Source organism: Streptomyces sp. NPDC097107, from assembly GCF_044762405.1.
Taxonomy (GTDB): Bacteria; Actinomycetota; Actinomycetes; order Streptomycetales; family Streptomycetaceae; genus Streptomyces; species Streptomyces thinghirensis.
Map to the genome: position 1 here is coordinate 89,658 of NZ_JBIWEF010000008.1, position 23,927 is coordinate 113,584.

At 71.7% G+C, this 23,927-nt stretch carries 19 protein-coding genes; 12 read left to right on the forward strand and 7 right to left on the reverse strand.

Going from position 1 to position 23,927, the window contains the following annotated elements:
• Positions 1 to 6 precede the first annotated feature (6 nt).
• The 6 genes from ACIQ1J_RS20250 to ACIQ1J_RS20275 all read left to right on the forward strand — a co-directional run bounded on the left by ACIQ1J_RS20250 (position 7) and on the right by ACIQ1J_RS20275 (position 5,407).
• The gene (locus ACIQ1J_RS20250) at positions 7 to 1,464 is read left to right on the forward strand and encodes a penicillin-binding transpeptidase domain-containing protein (RefSeq protein ID WP_403558399.1); all 1,458 of its coding nucleotides are present in this window, start codon (positions 7 to 9) and stop codon (positions 1,462 to 1,464) included.
• 57 nt (positions 1,465 to 1,521) lie between these two features.
• Positions 1,522 to 2,025: a DUF3291 domain-containing protein gene (locus tag ACIQ1J_RS20255; RefSeq protein ID WP_403558401.1), complete on the forward strand. Its 504-nt coding sequence runs from the start codon at positions 1,522 to 1,524 to the stop codon at positions 2,023 to 2,025.
• A 45-nt stretch (positions 2,026 to 2,070) separates the two neighbouring features.
• The gene (locus ACIQ1J_RS20260; RefSeq protein ID WP_403558403.1) at positions 2,071 to 3,009 is read left to right on the forward strand and encodes a diiron oxygenase; all 939 of its coding nucleotides are present in this window, start codon (positions 2,071 to 2,073) and stop codon (positions 3,007 to 3,009) included.
• A gap of 62 nt (positions 3,010 to 3,071) precedes the next feature.
• Positions 3,072 to 3,725 (forward strand): TetR/AcrR family transcriptional regulator, encoded by a 654-nt coding sequence (locus tag ACIQ1J_RS20265; protein ID WP_210960491.1) that lies wholly within the window; start codon positions 3,072 to 3,074, stop codon positions 3,723 to 3,725.
• 31 nt (positions 3,726 to 3,756) lie between these two features.
• Entirely contained in the window at positions 3,757 to 4,146 is a 390-nt protein-coding gene (locus ACIQ1J_RS20270) for a hypothetical protein (protein ID WP_403558405.1), read from the forward strand.
• Positions 4,147 to 4,249: 103 nt separating this feature from the next.
• Positions 4,250 to 5,407 (forward strand): NlpC/P60 family protein, encoded by a 1,158-nt coding sequence (locus tag ACIQ1J_RS20275; RefSeq protein ID WP_403558407.1) that lies wholly within the window; start codon positions 4,250 to 4,252, stop codon positions 5,405 to 5,407.
• On the opposite strand, the gene ACIQ1J_RS20280 is transcribed toward ACIQ1J_RS20275, so the two are convergent.
• Genes ACIQ1J_RS20280 through ACIQ1J_RS20300 form a run of 5 tightly spaced genes read right to left on the reverse strand, consistent with a single transcriptional unit; the run spans position 5,371 to position 11,430 of the window.
• Complete coding sequence (locus ACIQ1J_RS20280; RefSeq protein ID WP_121749178.1) at positions 5,371 to 6,633, reverse strand: styrene monooxygenase/indole monooxygenase family protein; 1,263 nt, start codon at positions 6,631 to 6,633, stop codon at positions 5,371 to 5,373. The two genes, ACIQ1J_RS20275 and ACIQ1J_RS20280, sit on opposite strands and share 37 nt — an antisense overlap.
• A 25-nt stretch (positions 6,634 to 6,658) precedes the next feature.
• On the reverse strand, positions 6,659 to 7,300 hold the full coding sequence (locus ACIQ1J_RS20285; protein ID WP_210960494.1) for an ATP/GTP-binding protein: 642 nt from the start codon (positions 7,298 to 7,300) through the stop codon (positions 6,659 to 6,661).
• Positions 7,281 to 7,721 (reverse strand): DUF742 domain-containing protein, encoded by a 441-nt coding sequence (locus ACIQ1J_RS20290; protein WP_403558409.1) that lies wholly within the window; start codon positions 7,719 to 7,721, stop codon positions 7,281 to 7,283. The genes ACIQ1J_RS20285 and ACIQ1J_RS20290 overlap by 20 nt, the downstream gene beginning before the upstream one ends.
• Positions 7,718 to 8,227, reverse strand: coding sequence for a roadblock/LC7 domain-containing protein (locus ACIQ1J_RS20295; RefSeq protein WP_403558411.1), 510 nt, complete (start codon positions 8,225 to 8,227; stop codon positions 7,718 to 7,720). Before ACIQ1J_RS20295 ends, ACIQ1J_RS20290 begins: the two co-directional genes overlap by 4 nt.
• A complete protein-coding gene (locus ACIQ1J_RS20300; RefSeq protein ID WP_403558413.1) occupies positions 8,224 to 11,430 on the reverse strand; it encodes a nitrate- and nitrite sensing domain-containing protein in 3,207 nt (1,068 codons plus the stop codon). The genes ACIQ1J_RS20295 and ACIQ1J_RS20300 overlap by 4 nt, the downstream gene beginning before the upstream one ends.
• Positions 11,431 to 11,870: 440 nt before the next feature.
• Between ACIQ1J_RS20300 and ACIQ1J_RS20305 the strand changes: the two genes are divergently transcribed.
• Entirely contained in the window at positions 11,871 to 12,662 is a 792-nt protein-coding gene (locus ACIQ1J_RS20305) for a protein phosphatase 2C domain-containing protein (protein WP_403558415.1), read from the forward strand.
• 18 nt (positions 12,663 to 12,680) lie between these two features.
• Here the strand turns inward: ACIQ1J_RS20305 and ACIQ1J_RS20310 are convergent, their stop codons facing one another.
• Entirely contained in the window at positions 12,681 to 13,175 is a 495-nt protein-coding gene (locus ACIQ1J_RS20310; protein ID WP_210960499.1) for a MarR family winged helix-turn-helix transcriptional regulator, read from the reverse strand.
• 240 nt (positions 13,176 to 13,415) lie between these two features.
• Between ACIQ1J_RS20310 and ACIQ1J_RS20315 the strand changes: the two genes are divergently transcribed.
• A complete protein-coding gene (locus tag ACIQ1J_RS20315; RefSeq protein WP_403558417.1) occupies positions 13,416 to 14,246 on the forward strand; it encodes a lysozyme in 831 nt (276 codons plus the stop codon).
• A 59-nt stretch (positions 14,247 to 14,305) separates the two neighbouring features.
• Here ACIQ1J_RS20315 and lon read toward each other — a convergent pair whose 3' ends face one another.
• Positions 14,306 to 16,786: an endopeptidase La gene (gene lon / locus ACIQ1J_RS20320; protein ID WP_403558419.1), complete on the reverse strand. Its 2,481-nt coding sequence runs from the start codon at positions 16,784 to 16,786 to the stop codon at positions 14,306 to 14,308.
• Positions 16,787 to 16,953: 167 nt separating this feature from the next.
• Between lon and ACIQ1J_RS20325 the strand changes: the two genes are divergently transcribed.
• The 4 genes from ACIQ1J_RS20325 to ACIQ1J_RS20340 all read left to right on the forward strand — a co-directional run bounded on the left by ACIQ1J_RS20325 (position 16,954) and on the right by ACIQ1J_RS20340 (position 23,754).
• Positions 16,954 to 17,652, forward strand: coding sequence for a spermidine synthase (locus tag ACIQ1J_RS20325; RefSeq protein WP_403558421.1), 699 nt, complete (start codon positions 16,954 to 16,956; stop codon positions 17,650 to 17,652).
• 113 nt (positions 17,653 to 17,765) lie between these two features.
• Positions 17,766 to 18,506, forward strand: a complete 741-nt coding sequence (locus ACIQ1J_RS20330) for a response regulator transcription factor (protein WP_210960503.1) — start codon at positions 17,766 to 17,768, stop codon at positions 18,504 to 18,506.
• A complete protein-coding gene (locus ACIQ1J_RS20335; RefSeq protein WP_210960504.1) occupies positions 18,503 to 19,627 on the forward strand; it encodes a cell wall metabolism sensor histidine kinase WalK in 1,125 nt (374 codons plus the stop codon). The genes ACIQ1J_RS20330 and ACIQ1J_RS20335 overlap by 4 nt, the downstream gene beginning before the upstream one ends.
• 281 nt (positions 19,628 to 19,908) lie before the next feature.
• Positions 19,909 to 23,754, forward strand: coding sequence for a multifunctional oxoglutarate decarboxylase/oxoglutarate dehydrogenase thiamine pyrophosphate-binding subunit/dihydrolipoyllysine-residue succinyltransferase subunit (locus tag ACIQ1J_RS20340; protein ID WP_403558423.1), 3,846 nt, complete (start codon positions 19,909 to 19,911; stop codon positions 23,752 to 23,754).
• Positions 23,755 to 23,927 lie beyond the last annotated feature (173 nt).

The window sequence follows — 23,927 nt, forward strand, 5'->3', positions numbered from 1 at the left end:
GCTCCGGTGACCCGGTACATCCGGCACGCAGCCGCCTTCTGCGCCCTGCTGCTGATCGCCCTGCTGGTGAACGCCGCCCGGGTGCAGATCGTCCAGGCCCCCGAGTACGACGACAACCCGGCCAACCGCCGCCCGGACATCGCCCGCTACCAGCAGCCGCGCGGCGACATCCTCGTCGGCGGCGAGCCGGTCACCGGTTCCCGGGACACCGGCGAGCATCTGCGTTTCGAACGGACCTACCAGGCGGGTCCGTTGTACGCGCCGATCACCGGCTTCGCCTCGCAGGCGTACGGGACGACCCTGCTGGAGCACGCCCAGGACGGACTGCTGTCCGGCGCGGACCCGATGCTCGCGCCGCTCCCCCTCTGGAACGACGTCACGGGGGCCCAGAACCCGGGCGGGGACGTGGTGACGACGATCGACGGGGACGCGCAGCGGGCGGCGTTCGAGGGGCTCGGCCGGCACAAAGGGGCGGTGGCGGCCGTCGAACCGTCGACCGGCCGGATCCTGGCGCTGGTCTCCACGCCGTCGTACGACCCCCAACTGCTCTCCGGGAACAGCACGGCCGCCACCCGGACGTGGGACCGGCTGAACGGCGACCCGGACAAGCCGATGCTGAACCGGGCGGTGCGCCGGACCTACCCGCCGGGTTCCACCTTCAAGGTGGTCACCACGGCGGCGGCACTGGACGCGGGCGTGATCCGGGACCTCGACGCGCCGACCCGCTCGCCCGACCCGTACACCCTCCCCGGCACCCGGACCCGGCTGACGAACGCGGCCGACGGCTGCCGGGACGCCTCGCTGCGGGAGGCGTTCGAGTGGTCCTGCAACACGGTGTTCGCCAAGCTCGGCGCGGACGTGGGCGTGCGGGACATGGCGGCCGCTGCGGAGGCCTTCGGCTTCAACGACGCCGGGCTGCGCATCCCGTTCGCCGTCTCGCGCAGCAGCTTCGACACCTCGGTGGACCGGGCGCAGCTCGGGCTGTCATCGATCGGGCAGTACAACACGCGGGCGACTCCGCTGCAGATGGCGATGGTGGCGGCGGCGGTGGCCAACGGCGGCCAGGTGCGCTCGCCGTACCTGGTGGAACGGACGATGCGGGCGGGCGGCAGCGTGGTGGCGACCGCCGGTTCGCGGCCCGCCCGGGAGGCGATGCGCCCCTCGACGGCGGCGCGGCTCAAGGAGCTGATGACCGGCGTGGTGGAGAAGGGCACCGGCGCGAACGCCGCGATCCGCGGCGCCACCGTCGGCGGCAAGACCGGCACCGCCCAGCACGGCGTCGGCAACTCGGGCACGCCGTACGCGTGGTTCGTCTCCTGGGCGCAGGGCGACGGCGACCTGGAGCCGAAGGTCGCGGTCGCGGTGGTGGTGGAGGGTTCGGCGGCGGACCGCGAGGACATCAGCGGGGGCGGCATGGCGGCGCCGGTCGCGCGGGCGGTGATGGAGGCGGTGCTCAAGTCCTGAGACGGGCGTACCGAGGCGCCGACGGCCCGGCCTGACGTTCGGTACCTGACTGACGCCGTGCACGAACTCGCCCAGGTCAACATCGCCGGCCTCAAGGTTCCGCTGGACTCACCGCAGTTGAAGGACTTCGCGGACGCGCTCGACCCGGTGAACGCCGCGGCGGACGCCGCCGAGGGGTTCGTGCGGCGACTTCAGGACGACTCGGGCCGCGCGACGGACGTGCCCTTCTTCGGCGACGACCGGCCCATCGTCAACCTGACGGTGTGGCTGGACGCGGACGCCCTGACCGCGTTCATGTACCAGGGGCGGCACCGGGAGATGCCGGCGCGGCGCAGGGAGTGGTTGGAGCGCCTCGCGGAGGCGGTCACCACCCTGTGGTGGGTCCCGGCGGGGCACCGGCGGCGGGGGCGTCGGCGCCGGTGGCGGGCGACGTGCCGGACGGGCTGGGCTGCTCGGTCCGGGAACCTGAGCGCCTCCCACTTCTTTACTCGCGGTCAACAAGTCGTGCGCAGGGGATTGACGAGCTTACTGACAGGCAGTCTCATAAGACGAAGCAAATGAGAGTAACCGCGGGTAACCCGAACCGTACGACGAGGTGGGACAGCCATGACGACCCTGACGGAAGCCGACGCGCTCGAGGGCCTGCGCGACGCGCTCGGGCTGCTCAAGGACCGGGAGCAGGTGGCCGAAAGGCTGCTCGACTCTTCCGCCAAGCACTCCTTCGACCCGGACAAGGAGCTGGACTGGGACGCGCCCTTCGAGGACGGCAAGTGGTTCTGGCCACCGGAGCTGGTGTCGCTGTACGACACCCCGATGTGGAAGCGGATGAGCGAGGAGCAGCGCATCGTGCTCTCGCAGCACGAGGCCGCCGCGCTCGCCTCCCTCGGCATCTGGTTCGAGCTGATCCTCATGCAGCTGCTGGTGCGGCACATCTACGACAAGGCGGCGACGAGCGCGCACGTGCGCTACGCGCTGACCGAGATCGAGGACGAGTGCCGGCACTCGAAGATGTTCGCCCGGCTGATATCCCGCGGCGAGACGCCGTGGTACCCGGTGAGCCCGGCCCACCAGCACCTGGGGCGCCTGTTCAAGACGATCTCCACCACGCCCGGCTCGTTCACCGCCACGCTGCTCGGCGAGGAGGTGCTGGACTGGATGCAGCGCCTGACCTTCCCCGACGAGCGGGTCCAGCCGCTGGTCCGGGGCGTCACGCGCATCCACGTCGTGGAGGAGGCCCGTCACGTGCGCTACGCCCGTGAGGAGCTGCGCCGCCAGATGGTGACGGCGCCGAAGTGGTCGCAGGAGTTCACCCGGATCACCTCCGGCGAGTTCGCCCGCGTCTTCTCCAACGCCTTCGTCAACCCCGAGGTCTACACGAACGTCGGCCTGGACAAGCGCGAGGCCCTGGCCCAGGTCAAGGCCAGCGGGCACCGCAAGGAGATCATGCAGACCGGCGCGAAGCGCCTCACCGACTTCCTGGACGACATCGGTGTACTGCGCGGGGTCGGACGGAAGCTGTGGAGGTCGTCGGGGCTGCTGGCGTAGTCGGACCGGTCCGGTCCGCTCACGTGGGAGGTCGCGGGGGTGTGCGGGTTACGCTGCGGTTCATGACCCCGCAGGCCTCCACCCCCGCCTACCGCCGGCTCAGCGTCGAGGAGCGCCGCGTCCAGTTGCTCGACGCGGCGCTCGCCCTCTTCGCGCACCGGCCGCCGGAGGAGGTCTCCCTGGACGACGTCGCGGAGCAGGCCGGGGTCTCGCGTCCGCTGGTGTACCGGTACTTCCCCGGCGGCAAGCAGCAGCTGTACGAGGCCGCGCTCAGGTCCGCCGCCGACGAGCTGCGGCTCTGCTTCGACGAGCCCCGCGAGGGCCCGCTGCTGGCGCGGCTCTCCCGCGCCCTGGACCGCTATCTCACCTTCGTCGACCAGCACGACACCGGCTTCAGCGCCCTGCTGCGCGGCGGCAGCGTGGCGGAGACCTCCCGGACCTCCTCCATAGTGGACGGCGTGCGCCGGGCCGCCGCCGACCACATCATGGGCCACCTGGACGTCGCCGAGCCCGGCCCTCGGCTGCGGATGACCGTCCGGATGTGGATCACCGCGGTGGAGGCGGCCTCGCTGATCTGGCTGGACGAGGGCAAGCAGCCGCCCGTCGACGAGCTGCGGGACTGGCTCGTGGAGCAGTTCCTCGCCGTGCTGACCGTCACCGCCCGCCGCGACCCGCAGACCGCGACGCTGGTCGAGGCGCTGGCGGCGGACATCTGACACCGGTGCGCGGATCACTGACACTGGTGCCGTGAAGAGCGAAGACATCCCCTTCGAGGGCGGCCCGATGGACGGGCGGGTGCTGCCCGTGCTGGTCGGCATGACCGGGCACCCGCCGAAGACGTACCGCATCCCCGTACCGGACCCGCACGGCGGCCCGCCCACCGTGCTCGTGTACCGCAGGGTGCCCAGGGACGCCCGCGGCGGGCTGCGCTTCGCCCGCTGGAAGTACGCGTACGCCCCCGAGGGGGAGAAGGGCGCGGGCCGGAAGGGCTCCGGCCGGAAGTGGCCCTGGTCCAAGCCGGAGGCCGAACCGGACGCCGAACCGGACGCCAGGCCGGACGCCAGGCCGGACGCCAGGCCGGACGCCGCCGATCCAGACGCCACGCCGGGTGGCAAGCCGGACGACGCCCACGGGTGACCCCGTTGCGCCGAACCGCGCACACTCGGCGCGCGGGCCCCGGGAACACGTCACATGCTCACCGTGCGGAGCGGACCCGCCGCCCCGCGACGGAGGTGATGACGTGTCAGGAAGGCTTCTGCGTCTGGTGTGTACGGCGGCGGTGGCGGCCGGGATCGTCCTCGCGCCCGTGCCCGCCGCGGCCGAACCCGGGCCCGGCGCCGGCGGTGACCGGCCCGTGGCCGAGCTGCTGACGGACCTTCAGCGACTGTACCGGGAGGCGGAGAAGGCCACCGAGACCTACAACGGCACCGAGGAGCGGCTGAAGGAGCAGCAAGCCGAGGTGAAGCGGCTGGACGCCGAGCTGGCCCGGACCCGGCTGTCCCTGCGCGACAGCCGCGGCTCGGCCGGCCGGCTGGCCCGGCAGCAGTACCGCGACAGCGGCGACCTCTCCCCCTATCTGCGGCTGCTGCTGGCCCGCGACCCGCGGCACGCCCTCGACCAGGGGCACGTGATCGGGCAGCTGGCCCGGGAGCGGGCCGACACGGTGGGCCGCCTGACCGGCGTGGAGAAGAAGGCCGACGAGCTGGCGGGGCGGGCGCGCGAGGCCCTGGACGAGCAAGCCGCCCTCGCGAAGCGGCAGGAGGAGGAGCGGGACGACGTGCGCGAGCGGCTGCACGCCGTCGAGGAACTCCTCGCCTCGCTCACCCCCGAGGAGCTGGCCGCGCTGGCGGAGCTCGAGAGGAGCGGGATCGCCGAGGAGCAGGAGCGGTTCATGGCGTCCGGCGCGCTCGGCGACGACGCCAAGCCCTCCGCCGAGGGCGACCGCGCGGTGCGCTTCGCGGTGGAGCAGCTCGGGAAGCCGTACGAGTGGGGCGCGGAGGGCCCCGCGTCGTACGACTGCTCGGGCCTGACCTCCGTGGCCTGGGACCGGGCCGGAACACCGATCCCGAGGACCAGCCAGGAGCAGTGGGCGCGGCTGGACCACGTCCCGCTGGGCGAGCTGCGCCCCGGTGACCTGGTCGTGTACTTCCCCGAGGCCACCCATGTGGCGATGTACCTCGGCGACGGAATGGTCGTCCAGGCACCGCGCCCCGGCGCCGAGGTCAAGGTGTCGCCGATCGCGGCCAACCCGGTGCTGGGCGCCGTACGGCCCGATCCCGGTGGGGAGCCGCTGCGGCGGTACACGCCGCCGAGGCTCCCCGAGGGGGTGACGGGCGGGTCCGACGAGGGGTACGCCGCCGGCTACGCGCCCGACGCGCCCGAGACCTCCATCAGGTAGCCCTCGGTCTTCGCCGGGTCGTAGAAGAAGTTCTCGAAGTCGGCCGGGTCGTTGAACCCGTTGGCGAAGCGGTCGGCGACGGGCTGGAGCTGCCCGGCTGCGCCGATCAGGTTGAGGATGTGCTCCGGCGGCGGGGCGAGCATGGCGTTCGTCCACTTGGTGACGTGCTGGGCGGTCTCCCAGTAGCGGTCGAACGTCTGCTGCATCCATGCCTCGTCGAACTCCTTCTCCCCCTGCTCCAGGATGGAGGCGAGGTAGGAGGCGGCGCACTTGGAGGCGGAGTTGGAGCCCTGGCCGGTGATCGGGTCGTTGGCGACGACCACGTCGGCCACACCGAGGACCAGGCCGCCGCTGGGCAGGCGGCCGATCGGGTTGCGGACGGTGGGGGCGTAGCGGCCGGCGAGTGTGCCGCCGGCGTCGGTCAGCTCGACCTTGGTGGCCCGCGCGTACTCCCAGGGGAGGAACTTCTCCATGAGTTCCAGGGTCAGGGAGAGGTGCTCCGAGGGGTCCTTGACGTCCTTGAAGGCGTCCAGCGGGCCGCCGGGTATGCCCTCCCAGAACAGGATGTCGGCGCGGCCCGAGGTGGTGAAGGTCGGCATGATGAACATCTCGCCGACGCCGGGGACCAGGTTGCAGCGGACCGCCTCCATGTCCGGGTGCTCCGGACGCGGGCCCATCCCGTGCACGTAGGCCACCGCGAGGGCGCGCTGCGGTTCGCTGTACGGGGAGCGGGAGGCGTCGCGGCCGAACATCTGCACCAGCTCGCCCTTGCCCGCCGAGACGAGGACGAGGTCGTAGGCGCGGGAGAAGTAGTCCAGGTCGCCGACGGCCGCGCCGTGGATGACCAGCTGGCCGCCACGCTGGGCGAAGGTCTCCATCCAGCCGGCCATCTTCACCCGCTGGTCGACCGACTGTGCGATGCCGTCGAGGTGCCCCACCCAGTCGATCGCGCGCTGCGAGGGGCCCGGGTCGAAGGAGCCGGGGGCCGCCACCGAGACGCCGAGTCCCTCGATCTTCGGGGCCTGGGACTCCCAGAAGTTCAGCTGGAGGTCGCGCTCGTGCTGGAGTGCCGTGTGGAACATGCACTGCGTCGACATGACCCGGCCCGTGCGGATCTCGTCCGCGGTCCGGTTGGACATCAGGGTGACCTCGTAGCCGTGCGACTGGAGGCCGAGGGCGAGCTGGAGACCGGACTGGCCGGCTCCGACGACGAGTATCTTCCGCATGCGGGGGACGCTCCTAAAGGGACTACTACTCGGGGGTTTCGTCGAGCGCGTGGCCCACGAGGGACAAGAGGGTCTCGATGGCCGAGATCCGGCGGCGCGCATCCATGATCATTACAGGTATGTGCGCGGGGATCGTCAACGCCTCCCGCACGTCCTCCGCCTCGAACAGCTCACTGCCGTCGAAGTGGTTCACGGCGACGACGTACGGCAGTCCGCAGCTCTCGAAGTAGTCCAGCGCGGGGAAGCAGTCCTTCAGGCGGCGGGTGTCGGCCAGCACGACGGCGCCGATCGCGCCGCGCACCAGGTCGTCCCACATGAACCAGAATCGCTGCTGGCCCGGCGTGCCGAACAGGTAGAGCACCAGGTCGTCGTCGAGCGTGATGCGGCCGAAGTCCATGGCCACGGTGGTGGTGAGCTTGCCCGGGGTGGCGGTGAGGTCGTCGGTCTCCTCGCTCGCCTCGGTCATCAGCGCCTCGGTCTGCAGGGGCGTGATCTCCGAGACGGCGGTGACCAGCGTGGTCTTGCCGACACCGAAGCCACCCGCCACCACGATCTTCGTGGCGATGGGCGCGCGGGTGCGGTCCGCCTGCCAGGGCCGCATGGGCTCGTCGGGGTCGACGAGTGGGGAGACGCCGTAGGCGGCGGCGTCAGAGACGACGGAGTCCACTGAGCACCCTTTCGAGCAGAGCGCGGTCCGGGCGGCCCGTGCCGTGGCCGGTCCCGGTGCCGTACACACGGATCTTTCCCTGGTCCGCCAGGTCGCTGAGGAGCACGCGGACCACGCCGAGCGGCATCTTCAGCAGCGCGGCGATCTCGGCCACCGTACGCATACGGCGGCACAGTTCGACGATGGCCCGCATCTCCGGCATCACGCGGGAGGTGAGGCTGCCGTTCGTCAGTTCCCTGCGCTCCTCGGCGGCTTCCAGCGCGGCGGTGCCGGCCGTGGCGCCGACGAACGTCTCGACGAGCAGGACGTGGCCGAAGCGGGTGCGGCCGCCGGTGAGCGAGTAGGGGCGTACGCGGGCCGGCTTGCGGTCGGCGCCGCGTACGGGGAGGTTCCTCGGGGCTTTCCTGGGGCTGCTGCTCATCGGGTACTCCCCGTAGAGGTCGACTCGGACTCCAGGGATTTCCGCAGCTCGCTGCGGAGTTCGGGGGTCAGGACGTGTCCGGCGCGGCCGACGAAGAGCGCCATGTGGTAGGCGATGACGCTCATGTCGGCGTCCGCGGAGCCGTGCACGCCGAGCAGCGAGCCGTCGCTGACCGACATCACGAACAGGCTGCCCTCGTCCATGGCGACCATCGTGTGCTTCACGTTGCCGAAGTCCATCAGCCGGGCGGCCCCGATGGTGAGGCTGCCGACGCCGGAGACGACGGTGGCGAGGTCGGCGGCGGAGCCGCGCGGGCCGGTGCGGCGCACGGCCTGGGCCTCGCGGGCCGCGTCGTTGCGGTCCTGGTCGGAGGAGAGCAACAGCAGGCCGTCGGAGGAGACCACCGCGACCGAGAGGATGCCGGGCACCTCCTCGACCAGGTTGGTCAGCAGCCAGTGCAGATTGCGGGCTTCACTGCTGAGTCCGAAGGTACTGGGCGCGGTCAACTGCTTGCCTCCTCGACAGTGCCCCCCGTGGCTTCTTCGGTTGTCCCCACGACGGCGGCCGGCGCCTCGTTCCGACCGGTTTGGTCGGCGATCTCCGCCTCGACGTCGCGGCGGCCGGCCTCCGCCCCCCGGCGGAATCCTCCCAGGCGGCGGCGGAGCGCGTCGGCGTCGACGGCACCCGCGGCGCGCGGCCGCGGGTCCGCCGCGGGTGTGCTGAGCTTCGGGGTCCGCTTGGGCAGGCCCTTTTCGGTGACGGGCTCGGTGGCCTCGGTGGTCCCGGTGGCCTCGGTGGTCCCGGTGGCCTCGGTGATCCCGATGGCCTCGGTGATCCCGGTGGCCTCGGTGATCCCGGTGGCCTCGGTGGCCTCGTTGGCACCGATCATCCCGGTGGTCCCGGTTGTCCCGATCGTCCCGGTGGTCCCGGCGTCCTCGGCACGCGCGGTGCCCTCGTCCGGGGTCCGGTCGTGGACGTCGGGGCCGATGACGTAGGGGCCGGCCGAGCGCTGTCCGGGAAGTCCGGGCGCGGTGGGCTCCCGCGGGTCCGGCTCCGGCGTGGACTCCTCCGGTGCCGGGGCCTGGGCCGGTGCCGGGGCCTGGGCCTGTGCCTGTGCCTGCGCCTGTGCCGGCAGCAGGAGGGCCATCGTGGCGTCGTCGGGGAGATCGCGGCCCGGGCGGGACGACTCGGTGGCCTCCGCCTCCGGGGCGGACTCCGGGCCCGACTCCGGGCCGTCTTCCCGTGCCTGCCCGGTCTCCCTCTCCATCTCCATCTCCGTTGGCGTATCCGGCGCCGGCGCAGTGGCCGGGGCGGGTGCCGGTGCGGATGTGGGGGCCGGTGCGGGTGCCGGCGCCGGGGCCGCTTCCGCCTCCGGGGCCTTCTCCTCGCCCCCCGCCCCGTCGGCCTCCGCGCGTCGTACGGCCTGTTCCGCGGAGGCGACCAGCGGGTCCACGCCCTCTCGCGTGCCCTTCTCCGCGCGGCCGTGCAGGACGTTGGAGTTGGCCTCCGCGTCGGCGCCCGGCAGGGCGAAGGACCCCGTGCCGTCCGGCGTGGGCACGCTCGGGGCGAGTGCGGCCGGCGGGGCCGCCGCGAGCAGGGCGTTCGGGAGGACCACGACGGCCGCGACACCGCCCTGCTTCTGCTCCCGCAGCCGCACGCGGGCCCCGTGCCGGTGGGCGAGCCGGGCCACGACGTACAGGCCGAGCCCGAGACCGTCCTCGCCCTCCTGGTCGTAGGGCGCCTCCGGGTCGAAGTCGGTGAGGCGGGCGTTGAGCCGCTGGAGCCGCTCGGTGGTCATGCCGATGCCCTCGTCCTGGACGGAGAGCATCACCTCACCGTTCTCCAGCAGCCAGCCGGAGACCTCGACGGGCAGGTCCGGCGGCGAGAAGGAGGTGGCGTTCTCCATCAGCTCCGCGAGCAGGTGGGAGAGGTCGTCGGCGGCGAAACCGGCCACGTGCGCGTGCGGCGGCAGCGCGGCGATGCGGACGCGCTCGTACCGCTCGATCTCACTGACCGCGGCCCGGACCACGTCGACCAGCGGCACCGGTTGGGCGCTGTGCTGGACGTGCTCGGTGCCCGCGAGGACGAGGAGGTTCTCGCTGTGCCGGCGCATGACCGTGGCGAAGTGGTCGAGCTTGAACAGGGTGGAGAGGCGGTCCGGGTCCTGCTCGCGCTCCTCCAGGCTCTCGATGACCGCGAGTTGCCGCTCGACCAGCCCGAGGGTGCGCAGCGCGAGGTTGACGAAGGTGGAGCCGATGCTCTTGCGCACCACCGCCAGCTGGGCGGCGGACTCGGCGAGTTCGGCGCGCAGCCCCTCGCGGGCGTCGGCCATCTTCTGCCGCTGGCCGACCAGGTGCTTGCGGTCGGCCTCCAGCGTGTTGACGCGCTCGGCGAGCGTGGCGGCGTGCGTGTGCAGGGCGTTGACCGAGCGGACGACCTGGGCGAACTCGTCGTTGCGGCCGGTGAAGGCGACGGGCTCTTCGGCCGTCGGGTCCTCCGCGCCGGCCAGCCGGGCCGAGCCGCGGCGCAGCACCGAGAGCGGGCGCGTCAGGGTGCGGGCCATGGCGGTGGCGATGCCGACGGCCAGCAGGACCAGGGCGCCGAGGGCGGCGATCCGGATCTCCAGCGCGGTCACGTCGTCGTCGCGCAGCTTCTCCAGGGCGGTGGTGCGCTTCTCGTAGAGGGCGGACTCGGCGCCCCGCATGGCGTCGACGCGGGCGGAGAGCGCGGCGTCCAGCCTCTTCGTGCTGGTGCCGAGGTCGTCGTCGGAGAGCGTCGGCTCGTCCGTGAGACCGGTGAGGTATTTGTCGGCGGAGTTGACCTCGGGCCCGGCGACCGTGGCGTCGAAGCTGCCCCGTGCCTCCTTGGGCGCGCCCTCGCGGAAGTCGGCGAGGGCGGCGTCCGAGCGCACCCGGGCCTGCTGCGCGGCGGCGGCGAGTTCGTCGCGCTGCTTCGCGTCGGCGTCCGAGGACGTGGTCGCCTCGGTCGGCAGGCCGGTGATCGGGTCGATGACGGTCTCGGTGCTGCTCGGCACGTTCAGGGCCGCGAGCAGCAGGCCGCGAGTGGCGGCGGCCTGCTGGACGGCGGTGTCCAGCTCGGCCAGTGCGTACGCGCCGGCGCCCGCGCGGGGCGGCATCCGCTCGGCCAGCTCCTCGGCGAGGGCGTGCAGTTCGGCGATCGCCTCCGAGTAGGCATCGTGTGCCTGGAGAGCGGTGCTCTTGCCGGTGAGCGCCGCGCGGCGCAGCGCCGCTACGGCGTCGAGGTCCTCGCGCAGGGAGGCCGGAGTGTCGGTGTCGGCACGCAGCTCCTCCACCTGCCGGTCGACGCGGGCGCTGCGCTGCTCGGAGGGCGCCTTGGACTCGGGGCGGCCGGCGGCGATGTACGGGGTGACCTCGTCCCGCTCGTCGGCGAGGGAGTGGGCGAGGGTCAGCGCTCCCTGGGTCTGCTCGGCGAGCGTCACCAGCTCCTGGGAGTCGTGCAGTTGCCCGGAGGCGGCCACGACCGACGGGGCTCCGGCCCCGGCGACGGCGGCGGCCACCACCGCCACGGCGGCGATGAGGCGATTGCGTACATGGGTCGGACGCCCCTTGCCGACGGGGGCCTCCGGCGGCGCCGGGGTGGAGGTGCCGGGGGTGCGCTCCGCGCTCCCCACGGGGGCCGTCTGCTTGCCTGTGCGACGAGGCCGCGTCTTCTGCACCGGTGCTCGCATTCCTGACTCGTGTACCCGTGGGCCCGGGTGGCGCTCCGTCAACTGGCCGGTCGGCGCGTGCACCCTCCGCCACGCTCTGGGCTGCTCCTCGGCCGCCGACTGCGCATCGGACGGGGAGACCGCGTGAGCAGGGCAGGCACCCCACCGGATCCCGACCCTCCCAGTGCCGGTGGGCGGTGCGCGTGCATCATCCGACCCGCCACCCGAAGGAGTGAACCCCGGACGGGAGTTGGGGAGCAAGTTCCCCCGGCTCGTACGACGCGCTTGCGCGGCGCGCCGGTTGGACGTCTGCGACGGGCGGTGGCACTATGTGCCGCCACGCGTTGCCTGAGTGCCGAATTCCATCCCAAATCAGGCGCCTGACCTGCGCCCCCGCATCGATCCCGGGGAAGTTGCCAGCCTTTTGCGGATGCCGTGAAGAGGTCGTGCAGACTGGCTGGATGCGCACGGAACTCGTCTCGGAACCCGGCCTCACCGACCACCCCAACGAGGACTTCGCGAGTGTCGGACTACCGGCCTCGGGACAGGGTGGCTCGCTCGTGGTGCTGGACGGCGTGACACCGCCCCGGAGTACGACGGGGTGTCTGCATTCCGTGCCCTGGTTCACCGCGCACCTCGGTGGCGCTCTGACCGAACTGACCGTTTCACTCCCGGAAATCCCCCTCGCCGAAGCCCTGTCCCGCGCCATCGCTCGTACCTCTGCGGCACACGCGGAAACCTGTGACCTTTCTCACCCGCGGACCCCGCAGGCAACCGTGGTCCTGGCCCGCTGGTCCCCCGCCGCCGTCGAGTACCTGGTTCTGTCGGACTCGGCCCTGCTGGTGGAGGCTCCCGACGGCACGGTCACGGCGGTCCTGGACGACCGGCTGGCCCGGCTGCCCCGCTCGGCCCTCGCCACGGACGCGCTGGTCGACGCCAACCTCCGCAACAAGGAGGGCGGCTTCTTCACGGCCGCGGCCGACCCTGCGGTGGCGGCGCGGGCGGTGACGGGCGTGCTGCCGCGCGGCGAGGTGCGGACGCTGGCGGCGCTGACGGACGGGGCGGCACGGTGGGTGGAGAGGTTCGGGGAGGGCGACTGGACGGACTGCCTCGCGCTGGTACGGAAGCAGGGCGCCCAGGCGTTGGTGGACCGGGTGCGGGAGCTGGAACGGGCGGACGCTGCGGGGGCCCGGGCGTTCCTGGGGCGCGGCAAGGCGCACGACGACGCGACGGTGGTGTACGCGGAGCTGTGAAGACCGGGTGCCGCGGCCCTACTTCTCCATCCCCCGGTTCAGCTGCCGCAGCAGCCGGGCCAGTTCCGTGACCTCGCGCGGGTCCCAGTCGGCGAGCCGTCCGGCGTACCGTGCACGGCGCGCCTCCCGCACCCGGCTGACACGCGACTGGCCCTCCGGGGTCAGGGTGATCAGCCAGGCGCGGCCGTCGGCGGGGTCGGGCTGCCGGGCGACGAGGCCGAGTTCTTCCAGCGCGCGCAGCTGACGGGACATCGTCGCCTTGCCGACGCCGATGTAGGCGGCCAGCTCCGTGGCCCGCTGCCCGCCGCACTCGCCGAGCCGGACGAGAAGGCCGTACGCGGACGACTCCAGGTCGGGGTGGACCTCGCGGGCCATCTCGCCCTGGTTCGCCCGCGCCCGCCGGAGCAGGACCGTCAACTCCCGCTCCAGCGCCAGGAACTCCGGTTGGTTCACACCACTGCCGGACGCGTCGAATTCGCCTCCGCGACCGTCGCCGTTCCCGTTTTCGCGCACGTCAGCCCCTGCCTCGATTTTCCCGGTCCTGAAAGTTTCCGCCACGGGCCGGCATCACCGCAGCTTGGCAAGTATTTCGCAGGCTTAGACCAACGGCAGCCTCCGGTCTCTCTTCCCACCCCCCGTTCTACGTGCGTAGCGTCTACCTCGAACCTCTTGAATGGCATGCCCACGCCACCCACGGGTTCTCCCCACTCGCGCATCCCCCACCGAGCACCACCGAGCCATCGGAGGCACGTCATGCTCGTGCACAGATCCGGATCGGCCCGCGGGCGGCGCTTCGCCGTCACCGGGATCCTGCTCGCCGCGTTCTCCCTGGTAGCCACCCTCCCCGCCGCCCACGCGTCGCCGGCCGCCGACATCCCACCGCGCGGTTCCGCCCACCTGGGCATGGGCGTCCTGGAGCACGACGGGCGCCACGGCACCCCCGTCCCGGGCGACGCCACCCAGACGGAGGGCGTCGACGTCTCCAGCCACCAGGGCAACGTCGCCTGGTCGACCCTGTGGAACAGCGGGGTCAAGTGGGCCTACGTCAAGGCCACCGAGGGGACGTACTACACCAACCCCTACTTCGCCCAGCAGTACAACGGCTCGTACAACGTCGGCATGATCCGCGGCGCCTACCACTTCGCCACCCCGGACACGACGAGCGGCGCCGCGCAGGCCAACTACTTCGTCGACCACGGCGGCGGCTGGTCCCGCGACGGCAAGACGCTGCCGGGCGCGCTGGACATCGAGTGGAACCCCTACGGGGCCACCTGCTACGGCAAGTCGCAGAGCCAGATGGTCACCTGGATCCGCGACTTCCTGAACACCTACAAGGCGCGCACCGGCCGCGACGCCGTGATCTACACGGCCACCAGCTGGTGGACCCAGTGCACCGGCGACTACGGCGGCTTCGCGGCGAACAACCCGCTGTGGATCGCCCGGTACGCCTCGGCCGTGGGCACGCTGCCGGCCGGCTGGGGCTACTACACGATGTGGCAGTACACCTCGTCCGGGCCGACGGTCGGGGACCACAACAAGTTCAACGGAGCCCTGGACCGCGTCCGGGCGCTCGCGAACGGCTGACACACGGCGTACGGGAAGGCCCGGCCCTCCTCTTGGGTTCAAGGGGCCGGGCCTTCACCTCATCCGGTCGCGTCCTCCCCCAGTGCCTGAAGCCTGGGAGGTGCCCCCACCGCCGCGACCGGAACCTCCGACCGCGCGCCGTTCGTCGCCGGTGCGAGCGCCAGTTCCAGGACCTGTCGGACGTCGGTGACGGCGTGGACGTCGAGCTTGTCCAGCACCTCCGCCGGTACGTCGTCCAGGTCGGGTTCGTTGCGCTTGGGGATGATCACCGTGGTGACGCCCGCCCGGTGCGCCGCGAGCAGCTTCTGCTTGACCCCGCCGATCGGCAGCACGCGGCCGGTCAGCGAGACCTCGCCGGTCATCGCCACGTCCGTACGGACCAGCCGCCCGGAGAGCAGCGAGGCCAGCGCCGTGGTCATCGTGATGCCGGCGCTCGGGCCGTCCTTGGGGACCGCGCCCGCCGGGAAGTGGATGTGCACGCCCCGGTCCTTCAGGTCGGCCACCGGCAGCTCCAGCTCGGCGCCGCGGCTGCGCAGGAAGCTCAGCGCGATCTGCGCCGACTCCTTCATCACGTCGCCCAGCTGACCGGTCAGGGTCAGTCCCGACGCGCCCGTCTCCGGGTCGGCCAGCGACGCCTCGACGTACAGGACGTCGCCGCCCGCGCCGGTCACCGCGAGGCCCGTGGCCACACCGGGCACCGAGGTGCGCCGCTCGGCCGGGTCCTGGGCGGACTCGGGCACATGGTGCGGCCGGCCGATCAGGGCGCGCAGGTCGCCGTCGGTGACGGTGAAGGGCAGCTTCCGGTCGCCCAGTTCGTGCTGGGCCGCCACCTTGCGCAGCAGCCGGGCGATCGAACGCTCCAGGGTGCGCACGCCCGCCTCGCGGGTGTACTCGCCCGCCAGCCTGCGCAGCGCGCCCTCCTCGACCGTGACCTCGTCCGGGTCCAGGCCGGCCCGCTCCAGCTGGCGCGGGAGCAGGTGGTCGCGGGCGATGACGATCTTCTCGTCCTCGGTGTAGCCGTCGAGACGGACCAGCTCCATGCGGTCGAGCAGGGCCTCCGGGATGGCCTCCAGGACGTTGGCCGTCGCGAGGAACACGACGTCGGACAGGTCGAGCTCGACCTCCAGGTAGTGGTCCCGGAAGGTGTGGTTCTGGGCCGGGTCGAGGACTTCGAGCAGCGCGGCGGCCGGGTCGCCCCGGAAGTCGGAACCCACCTTGTCGATCTCGTCGAGGAGCACGACCGGGTTCATGGACCCGGCCTCCTTGACGGCGCGCACGATGCGTCCGGGCAGCGCGCCGACGTAGGTACGCCGGTGGCCGCGGATCTCGGCCTCGTCGCGGACGCCGCCGAGGGCGACGCGGACGAACTTGCGGCCCATCGCGTGGGCGACGGACTCGCCGAGGCTGGTCTTGCCGACGCCGGGCGGGCCGACCAGGGCCAGTACGGCACCGCCGCGCCGGCCTCCGACGATGCCGAGGCCCCGGTCGCCGCGCCGCTTGCGCACCGCCAGGTACTCGGTGATCCGCTCCTTGACGTCCTCCAGACCCGCGTGTTCGTCGTCGAGGACGGCCCGGGCGCCCCGGATGTCGTAGGCGTCCGCGGTGCGTACGTTCCACGGCAGTTCGAGGACGGTGTCGAGCCAGGTGCGGATCCAGGAGCCCTCGGGCGACTGGTCGGAGGACCGCTCCAGCTTGTCGACCTCCTTGAGGGCGGCCTCGCGCACCTTCTCGGGCAGGTCCGCGGCCTCGACGCGGGCGCGGTAGTCGTCGGACTCCTCAGCCGGGTCCTTGCCCGCCTCGCCGTTCAGCTCGCGCAGCTCCTTGCGCACGGCTTCGAGCTGGCGGCGCAGCAGGAACTCCCGCTGCTGCTTGTCGACGCCCTCCTGGACGTCCTTGGCGATGGTCTCGGCGACGTCCTGTTCGGCGAGGTGGTCGCGCAGCTGCTGGGTGGCGAGCCTGAGGCGGGCGACCGCGTCGGCGGTCTCCAGCAGCTCGACCTTCTGCTCGGTGGTGAGGAAGGGCGAGTAGCCGGAGTTGTCGGCGAGCGCGGAGACGTCGTCGATGGCCTGGACGCGGTCGACGACCTGCCAGGCGCCGCGCTTGCGCAGCCAGGCGGTGGCCAGCGCCTTGTACTCCTTCACCAGCTCGGCGACCTGGCCGGGCAGCGGCTCGGGCACGGTGTCGTCGACGCGCGTGCCCTCGACCCACAGCGCGGCGCCGGGGCCGGTGGTGCCGGCGCCGATCTTCACCCGGCCGACGCCTCGGAGCAGGGCACCCGGGTCGCCGTCGGCCAGCCTGCCGACCTGTTCCACCGTGCCGAGGACGCCGGTCCTGGCGTAGGTGCCGTCGACGCGCGGGACGAGGAGGACCCGGGGCTTGCCGGGCTCGGACCTGGCGGCGGCCTGGGCGGCCTCCACCGCGGCCCGCACCTCGGCGTCGCTCAGGTCCAGGGGGACGACCATTCCGGGCAGGACCACTTCGTCGTCGAGCGGCAGCACGGGCAGGGTGAGCGGTGTGAAGGCTTCGGACTCAGTAGCCATGATCTCCCCTTCGGCAGTCAAGTTGAGTTACACCGACTCAATGAAAGAGAGTCACCGATTGTTCCCCCAAGCGCGTTCGCTCTGAGCGATCAAGGGCCCGGGGGTGCCGCCGCCACGTATGCGGGAGCGCGGCCGGGCGCTCCGGCATTCCCTGCCAGGATGGGCCGATGCCCACCACTTCCCACGACTCCCACGACATCCCCGAAGTGCTGGACCGTCGCGAGGGCCCGCACGGCGAGGTGGTCCTGCGCCGGCACGGGGCGCTGCTGCAGATCATCGCGAACGGCTGCTTCCTGATGGACACCTCCGACGGGCGTTCGGAGCGGCGACTGGTCGACGCGGCGGCCGACGCGCTCACCGCGCCCGGCGGGCAAGGTGCGCCCCACCTCCTCATCGGGGGACTCGGCGTCGGATTCTCGCTCGCACACGCGGCCGCCGACCCCCGCTGGGGCCGGATCGCGGTCGTCGAGCGCGAGCGCGCCATCATCGACTGGCACCGGGACGGACCGCTGGCCGCGCTGTCCGCGGGAGCACTGGCCGATCCGCGCACGAAGATCGTCGAAGCGGACCTCCTGGAGTACGTCAATGAGACATCCGACACGTACGACGCGCTCTGCCTCGACATCGACAACGGCCCCGGCTGGACCGTCACCGAGGGCAACGACGGGCTGTACGCGCCGACCGGACTGGCGGGCTGTGCCCGGCTGTTGAGGCCCGGCGGGGTGCTTGCCGTATGGTCTGCGCAGCCCTCTCCGGAATTCGAAGAAACCTTGCGTAATGCCGGGTTCCAGCAGGTGCGTACCGAAGAGATCCCCGTTGCCCGGGGCGTTCCGGACGTCGTCCACCTCGGCGTCGGGCCTGGATAGCAAAGGCGCGACGACTCCCCGTACGCTGCTGCTCTGACGCGGATCATTCAAGCGTCAAGCGCAGCCATGGGATCACCCCACGGATTCCGGAAAGCACACTTCAGGGGCGGGCGATGGAGCAGACACAGACCTCCCACAACGGCACGGCGACGGCTACTCCGGGCGCGCAGCGACGAGTGCTGGTGGTCGAGGACGACCAGACGATCGTGGACGCCATCGCGACCCGCCTGCGCGCCGAGGGGTTCCTGGTGCAAACGGCGGGCGACGGCCCGTCCGCGGTCGACACCGCCGAGGCCTGGCAGCCCGACCTGCTGATCCTCGACATCATGCTGCCCGGCTTCGACGGTCTGGAGGTCTGCCGGCGCGTGCAGGCACAGCGGCCGGTGCCGGTGCTGATGCTCACGGCGCGCGACGACGAGACGGACATGCTGGTCGGTCTCGGCGTGGGCGCCGACGACTACATGACCAAGCCGTTCTCGATGCGCGAGCTGGCAGCCCGCGTGCACGTACTGCTGCGCCGGGTGGAACGGGCCGTGGTGGCCGCCTCCACGCCGCGCAGCGGCATCCTCCGCCTCGGCGAACTGGAGATCGACCACGCACAGCGCCGGGTACGGGTGCGCAGCGAGGACGTGCACCTCACCCCCACCGAGTTCGACCTGCTGGTCTGCCTGGCGAACACCCCGCGCGCGGTGCTCTCCCGTGAGCAGCTGCTGGCCGAGGTGTGGGACTGGGCGGACGCCTCCGGCACCCGGACCGTGGACAGCCACATCAAGGCGCTGCGCCGCAAGATCGGGGCCGAGCGCATCCGCACGGTGCACGGCGTGGGCTACGCGCTGGAGACACCGACGCCATGAGCCGAGGGCGGGAGGCCGCACGGAGGAGCCCCGGCCCCCGGAGCACCGGGGAACCCTGGGGCGGCGTACGCCCGTTCTCGATCAAGACCAAGCTGGGCGCGCTGGTCGTCACGTCGGTACTGATCACCACCGGCCTCTCGGTGATAGCGGTGCACACCAAGACGGAGCTGCGCTTCATCACGGTCTTCTCGATGATCGCCACGCTGCTGATCACGCAGTTCGTCGCGCACGGGCTGACCGCGCCGCTGGACGAGATGAACGCCGTGGCCCGGTCCATCTCGCACGGCGACTACACGCGCCGGGTGCGCGAGAACCGCCGCGACGAGCTGGGCGACCTGGCCGTCACCATCAACCGCATGGCCGACGACCTGGAGGCCCAGGACCTCCAGCGCAAGGAGCTGGTGGCGAACGTCTCGCACGAGCTGCGCACCCCCATCGCCGGCCTGCGCGCGGTGCTGGAGAACATCGTCGACGGGGTCACCGAGGCCGACCCGGAGACCATGCGTACGGCGCTCGGGCAGACGGAGCGGCTCGGCCGGCTGGTGGAGACGCTGCTGGACCTCTCCCGCCTGGACAACGGCGTCATACCGCTGCGCAAGCGGCGCTTCGAGGTGTGGCCGTACCTGTCCGGCGTGCTGAAGGAGGCCAACATGGTCGCTTCGGCACGCGCCGGCCTCGCGTCCGGCTCCGGCGGCCACACCCGCACCGACGTGCACCTGGCCCTCGACGTCTTCCCGCCGGAGCTGACCGCGCACGCCGACCCCGAGCGCATCCACCAGGTCGTCGCCAACCTCATCGACAACGCGGTCAAGCACAGCCCGCCGCACGGCCGGGTGACGGTCCGGGCGCGGCGCGGGGAACTGCCGGAGTCGCTGGAGCTGGAGGTTCTCGACGAGGGCCCCGGCATTCCGCGCTCGGAGTGGCGCCGGGTGTTCGAGCGGTTCAACCGGGGTTCGGTGTCCCGGCCGCACGGTCCGGGCAGCGACGGCGGCACCGGGCTGGGCCTGGCGATCGCACGCTGGGCGGTGGATCTGCACGGCGGCCGGATCGGTGTGGCCGAATCCGAGCGGGGCTGCCGGATTCTCATCACTCTTCCGGGCCTGCCGTCGGCGTCGAGTTGACGTAGGGTTCGAAGCGGAGCCTCAAGATCCACTGGCGTCCGCGCTGACGGACACGTGTGATCAGCCACAGACCCGCGTTTTCTCGGCGCCGGGTCGCGGTCTCCCTTTCCCACGCGCAGCAGAACCTCGCTTGTTTCCCGCCATTTCCAGCGCCGAAACGCGGTCTGCGATGTGACTTACGCGACGATGGACGGGCCCGGTCTGACCTTCCGGGTCCGGGAGGCGTAGCCTTGATTCCCGCTGTCCACCATCTTGTGAAGCGGAAGAGGGCGGTTCTCGCCGTGTCGCCACAGTCCCCCAGTAACTCGAGCATCTCGACCGACACCGACCAAGCCGGCAACGCGGGAAAGAACCCCGCCGCCGCGTTCGGTGCCAACGAGTGGCTCGTCGACGAGATCTATCAGCAGTACCTCCAGGACCCCAATTCCGTTGACCGAGCCTGGTGGGACTTCTTCGCCGACTACAAGCCAGGAGCGGCCGCGACCCAGTCCGCCTCCGGTGCCGCGAGCACGGACTCCGGCAGCGCTCCCCAGGCCGCCCCCGCGCAGCAGCAGGCGCAGCAGCAGGCTCCCGCCCCGGCCCAGGCCCCGGCGGCTCCCCAGCAGGCCGCCGCGCCCGCGAAGCCGGCCGCGCAGCCCGCCGCTGCCGCCCCGGCGGCTCCGGCCGCGAAGCCGGCCCAGGCTCCGGCCAAGCCCGCCGCCAAGCCGCAGGCGAAGGCCGCCGCGCCCGCCAAGGACGCCACCGCCGCCGAGGGCCCCGCGGGTCCCGAGATGGTGACGCTGCGCGGCCCCGCCGCCGCGGTCGCGAAGAACATGAACGCCTCGCTGGAGCTGCCCACGGCCACGTCCGTGCGCGCGGTCCCGGTGAAGCTGCTGTTCGACAACCGCATCGTCATCAACAACCACCTCAAGCGCGCCCGGGGCGGGAAGATCTCCTTCACGCACCTGATCGGCTACGCGATGGTGCAGGCCATCAAGGCCATGCCGTCGATGAACTACGCGTTCGGCGAGAAGGACGGCAAGCCGACGCTCATCAAGCCGGCGCACGTCAACCTCGGCCTCGCCATCGACCTGGTCAAGCCCAACGGCGACCGCCAGCTCGTCGTCGCGGCGATCAAGAAGGCCGAGACGCTGAACTTCTTCGAGTTCTGGCAGGCCTACGAGGACATCGTCCGCCGCGCCCGCGACGGCAAGCTGACGATGGACGACTTCTCCGGCGTCACGGTCTCCCTGACCAACCCCGGCGGCCTCGGCACCGTCCACTCGGTGCCGCGCCTGATGCCCGGCCAGGCCGTCATCATGGGCGTCGGCTCGATGGACTACCCGGCGGAGTTCCAGGGCACCAGCCAGGACACCCTGAACAAGCTCGGCATCTCGAAGGTCATGACGCTCACGTCGACCTACGACCACCGGGTCATCCAGGGCGCCGCCTCCGGCGAGTTCCTGCGCCAGGTCGCCAACCTGCTCCTCGGCGAGAACGGCTTCTACGACGAGATCTTCGAGGCGCTGCGCATCCCCTACGAGCCGGTCCGCTGGCTCAAGGACATCGACGCCTCGCACGACGACGACGTCACCAAGGCCGCCCGCGTCTTCGAGCTGATCCACTCCTACCGGGTCCGCGGCCACGTCATGGCCGACACCGACCCGCTGGAGTACCAGCAGCGCAAGCACCCCGACCTGGACATCACCGAGCACGGGCTCACCCTGTGGGACCTGGAGCGCGAGTTCGCGGTCGGCGGCTTCGCCGGCAAGTCCCTGATGAAGCTGCGCGACATCCTCGGCGTGCTGCGCGACTCGTACTGCCGCACCACCGGCGTCGAGTTCATGCACATCCAGGACCCGAAGCAGCGCAAGTGGATCCAGGACCGCATCGAGCGCTCGCACACCAAGCCGGAGCGCGAGGAGCAGCTGCGCATCCTGCGCCGGCTGAACGCCGCCGAGGCGTTCGAGACGTTCCTGCAGACCAAGTACGTCGGCCAGAAGCGCTTCTCCCTGGAGGGCGGCGAGTCCGTCATCCCGCTGCTCGACGCGGTCATCGACTCGGCGGCCGAGTCCCGCCTGGACGAGGTCGTCGTCGGCATGGCCCACCGCGGCCGGCTGAACGTGCTGGCCAACGTCGTCGGCAAGTCGTACGCGCAGATCTTCCGCGAGTTCGAGGGCAACCTCGACCCGAAGTCGATGCACGGCTCCGGTGACGTGAAGTACCACCTGGGCGCCGAGGGCACCTTCACCGGCCTGGACGGCGAGCAGATCAAGGTCAGCCTGGTCGCGAACCCGTCCCACCTGGAGGCCGTCGACCCGATCGTCGAGGGCGTCGCCCGCGCCAAGCAGGACATCATCAACAAGGGCGGCACGGACTTCACCGTCCTGCCGGTGGCGATCCACGGCGACGCGGCCTTCGCGGGCCAGGGCGTGGTGGCCGAGACCCTGAACATGTCGCAGCTGCGCGGCTACCGCACCGGCGGCACGGTCCACGTCGTCATCAACAACCAGGTCGGCTTCACCGCCGCCCCGGAGTCGTCGCGTTCCTCGATGTACGCCACCGACGTGGCCCGCATGATCGAGGCCCCGATCTTCCACGTGAACGGCGACGACCCGGAGGCCTGCGTCCGCGTGGCGCGGCTGGCCTTCGAGTTCCGCCAGGCGTTCAACAAGGACGTGGTGATCGACCTCATCTGCTACCGCCGCCGCGGTCACAACGAGACCGACAACCCGGCCTTCACCCAGCCGCTGATGTACGACCTGATCGACAAGAAGCGCTCGGTGCGCAAGCTGTACACCGAGTCCCTCATCGGTCGCGGCGACATCACCCTGGAAGAGGCCGAGCAGGCGCTCCAGGACTACCAGGGGCAGTTGGAGAAGGTCTTCACCGAGGTCCGCGAGGCCGCTTCCCAGCCGTCCGCGGCGGAGCCCTCGGACCCGCAGGCCGAGTTCCCGGTCTCCGTGAACACCGCGGTCACCGCCGAGACCGTCAAGCGGATCGCCGAGTCCCAGGTCAACATCCCCGACCACGTCACCGTGCACCCCCGGCTGCTGCCGCAGCTCCAGCGCCGGGCGGCCATGGTCGAGGACGGCACGATCGACTGGGGCATGGGCGAGACCCTCGCCGTCGGCTCGCTGCTCCTGGAGGGCGTCCCGGTCCGGCTGTCCGGCCAGGACTCGCAGCGCGGCACCTTCGGCCAGCGGCACGCGGTGCTCATCAACCGCGAGACCGGCGACGAGTTCACGCCGCTGCTGTACCTGTCCGAGGACCAGGCCCGGTACAACGTCTACAACTCCCTGCTCTCCGAGTACGCGGTGATGGGCTTCGAGTACGGCTACTCGCTGGCCCGCCCCGACGCGCTGGTGATGTGGGAGGCGCAGTTCGGCGACTTCGTCAACGGCGCGCAGACGGTGGTGGACGAGTTCATCTCGTCGGCCGAGCAGAAGTGGAACCAGACGAGCGGCGTGACGCTCCTGCTCCCGCACGGCTACGAGGGCCAGGGCCCGGACCACTCCTCGGCCCGCCCGGAGCGCTTCCTCCAGCTCTGCGCGCAGAACAACATGACGGTCGCGATGCCGACCCTGCCGTCGAACTACTTCCACCTCCTGCGGTGGCAGGTGCACAACCCGCACCACAAGCCGCTGGTCGTCTTCACCCCGAAGTCGATGCTGCGTCTCAAGGCCGCGGCGTCGAAGGCGGAGGAGTTCACGACGGGCCAGTTCCGCCCGGTCATCGGCGACGACTCGGTCGAGGCGGCCGCGGTCAAGAAGGTCGTCTTCTGCGCCGGCAAGGTCTACTACGACCTCGACGCCGAGCGGAAGAAGCGCGGCATCACGGACACGGCCATCATCCGCATCGAGCGCCTGTACCCGCTGCCGGGTGCCGAGCTCCAGGCGGAGATCGCCAAGTACCCGAACGCCGAGAAGTACCTGTGGACCCAGGAGGAGCCGGCGAACCAGGGCGCCTGGCCGTTCATCGCGCTCAACCTGATCGACCACCTGGACCTGGCGGTCGGCGCCGACGTCCCGCACGGCGAGCGCCTGCGTCGCATCTCGCGTCCGCACGGCTCGTCCCCGGCCGTCGGCTCCGCCAAGCGGCACCAGGCCGAGCAGGAGCAGCTGGTGCGTGAGGTGTTCGAGGCCTGAGTTCGAAGAACCGGCCCGACGTGACCTGACGGCCACGGCGAAGGGCCCGGTCCGCGTTCCGACGAACGCGGACCGGGCCCTTCGGCGCGTCGTCGACGTCCGATGCCCACGTCCTATCCTGGGACCAGCGGTTCCACGGATCCGACCTTGTCCGACCCATCGTCCGACCCATC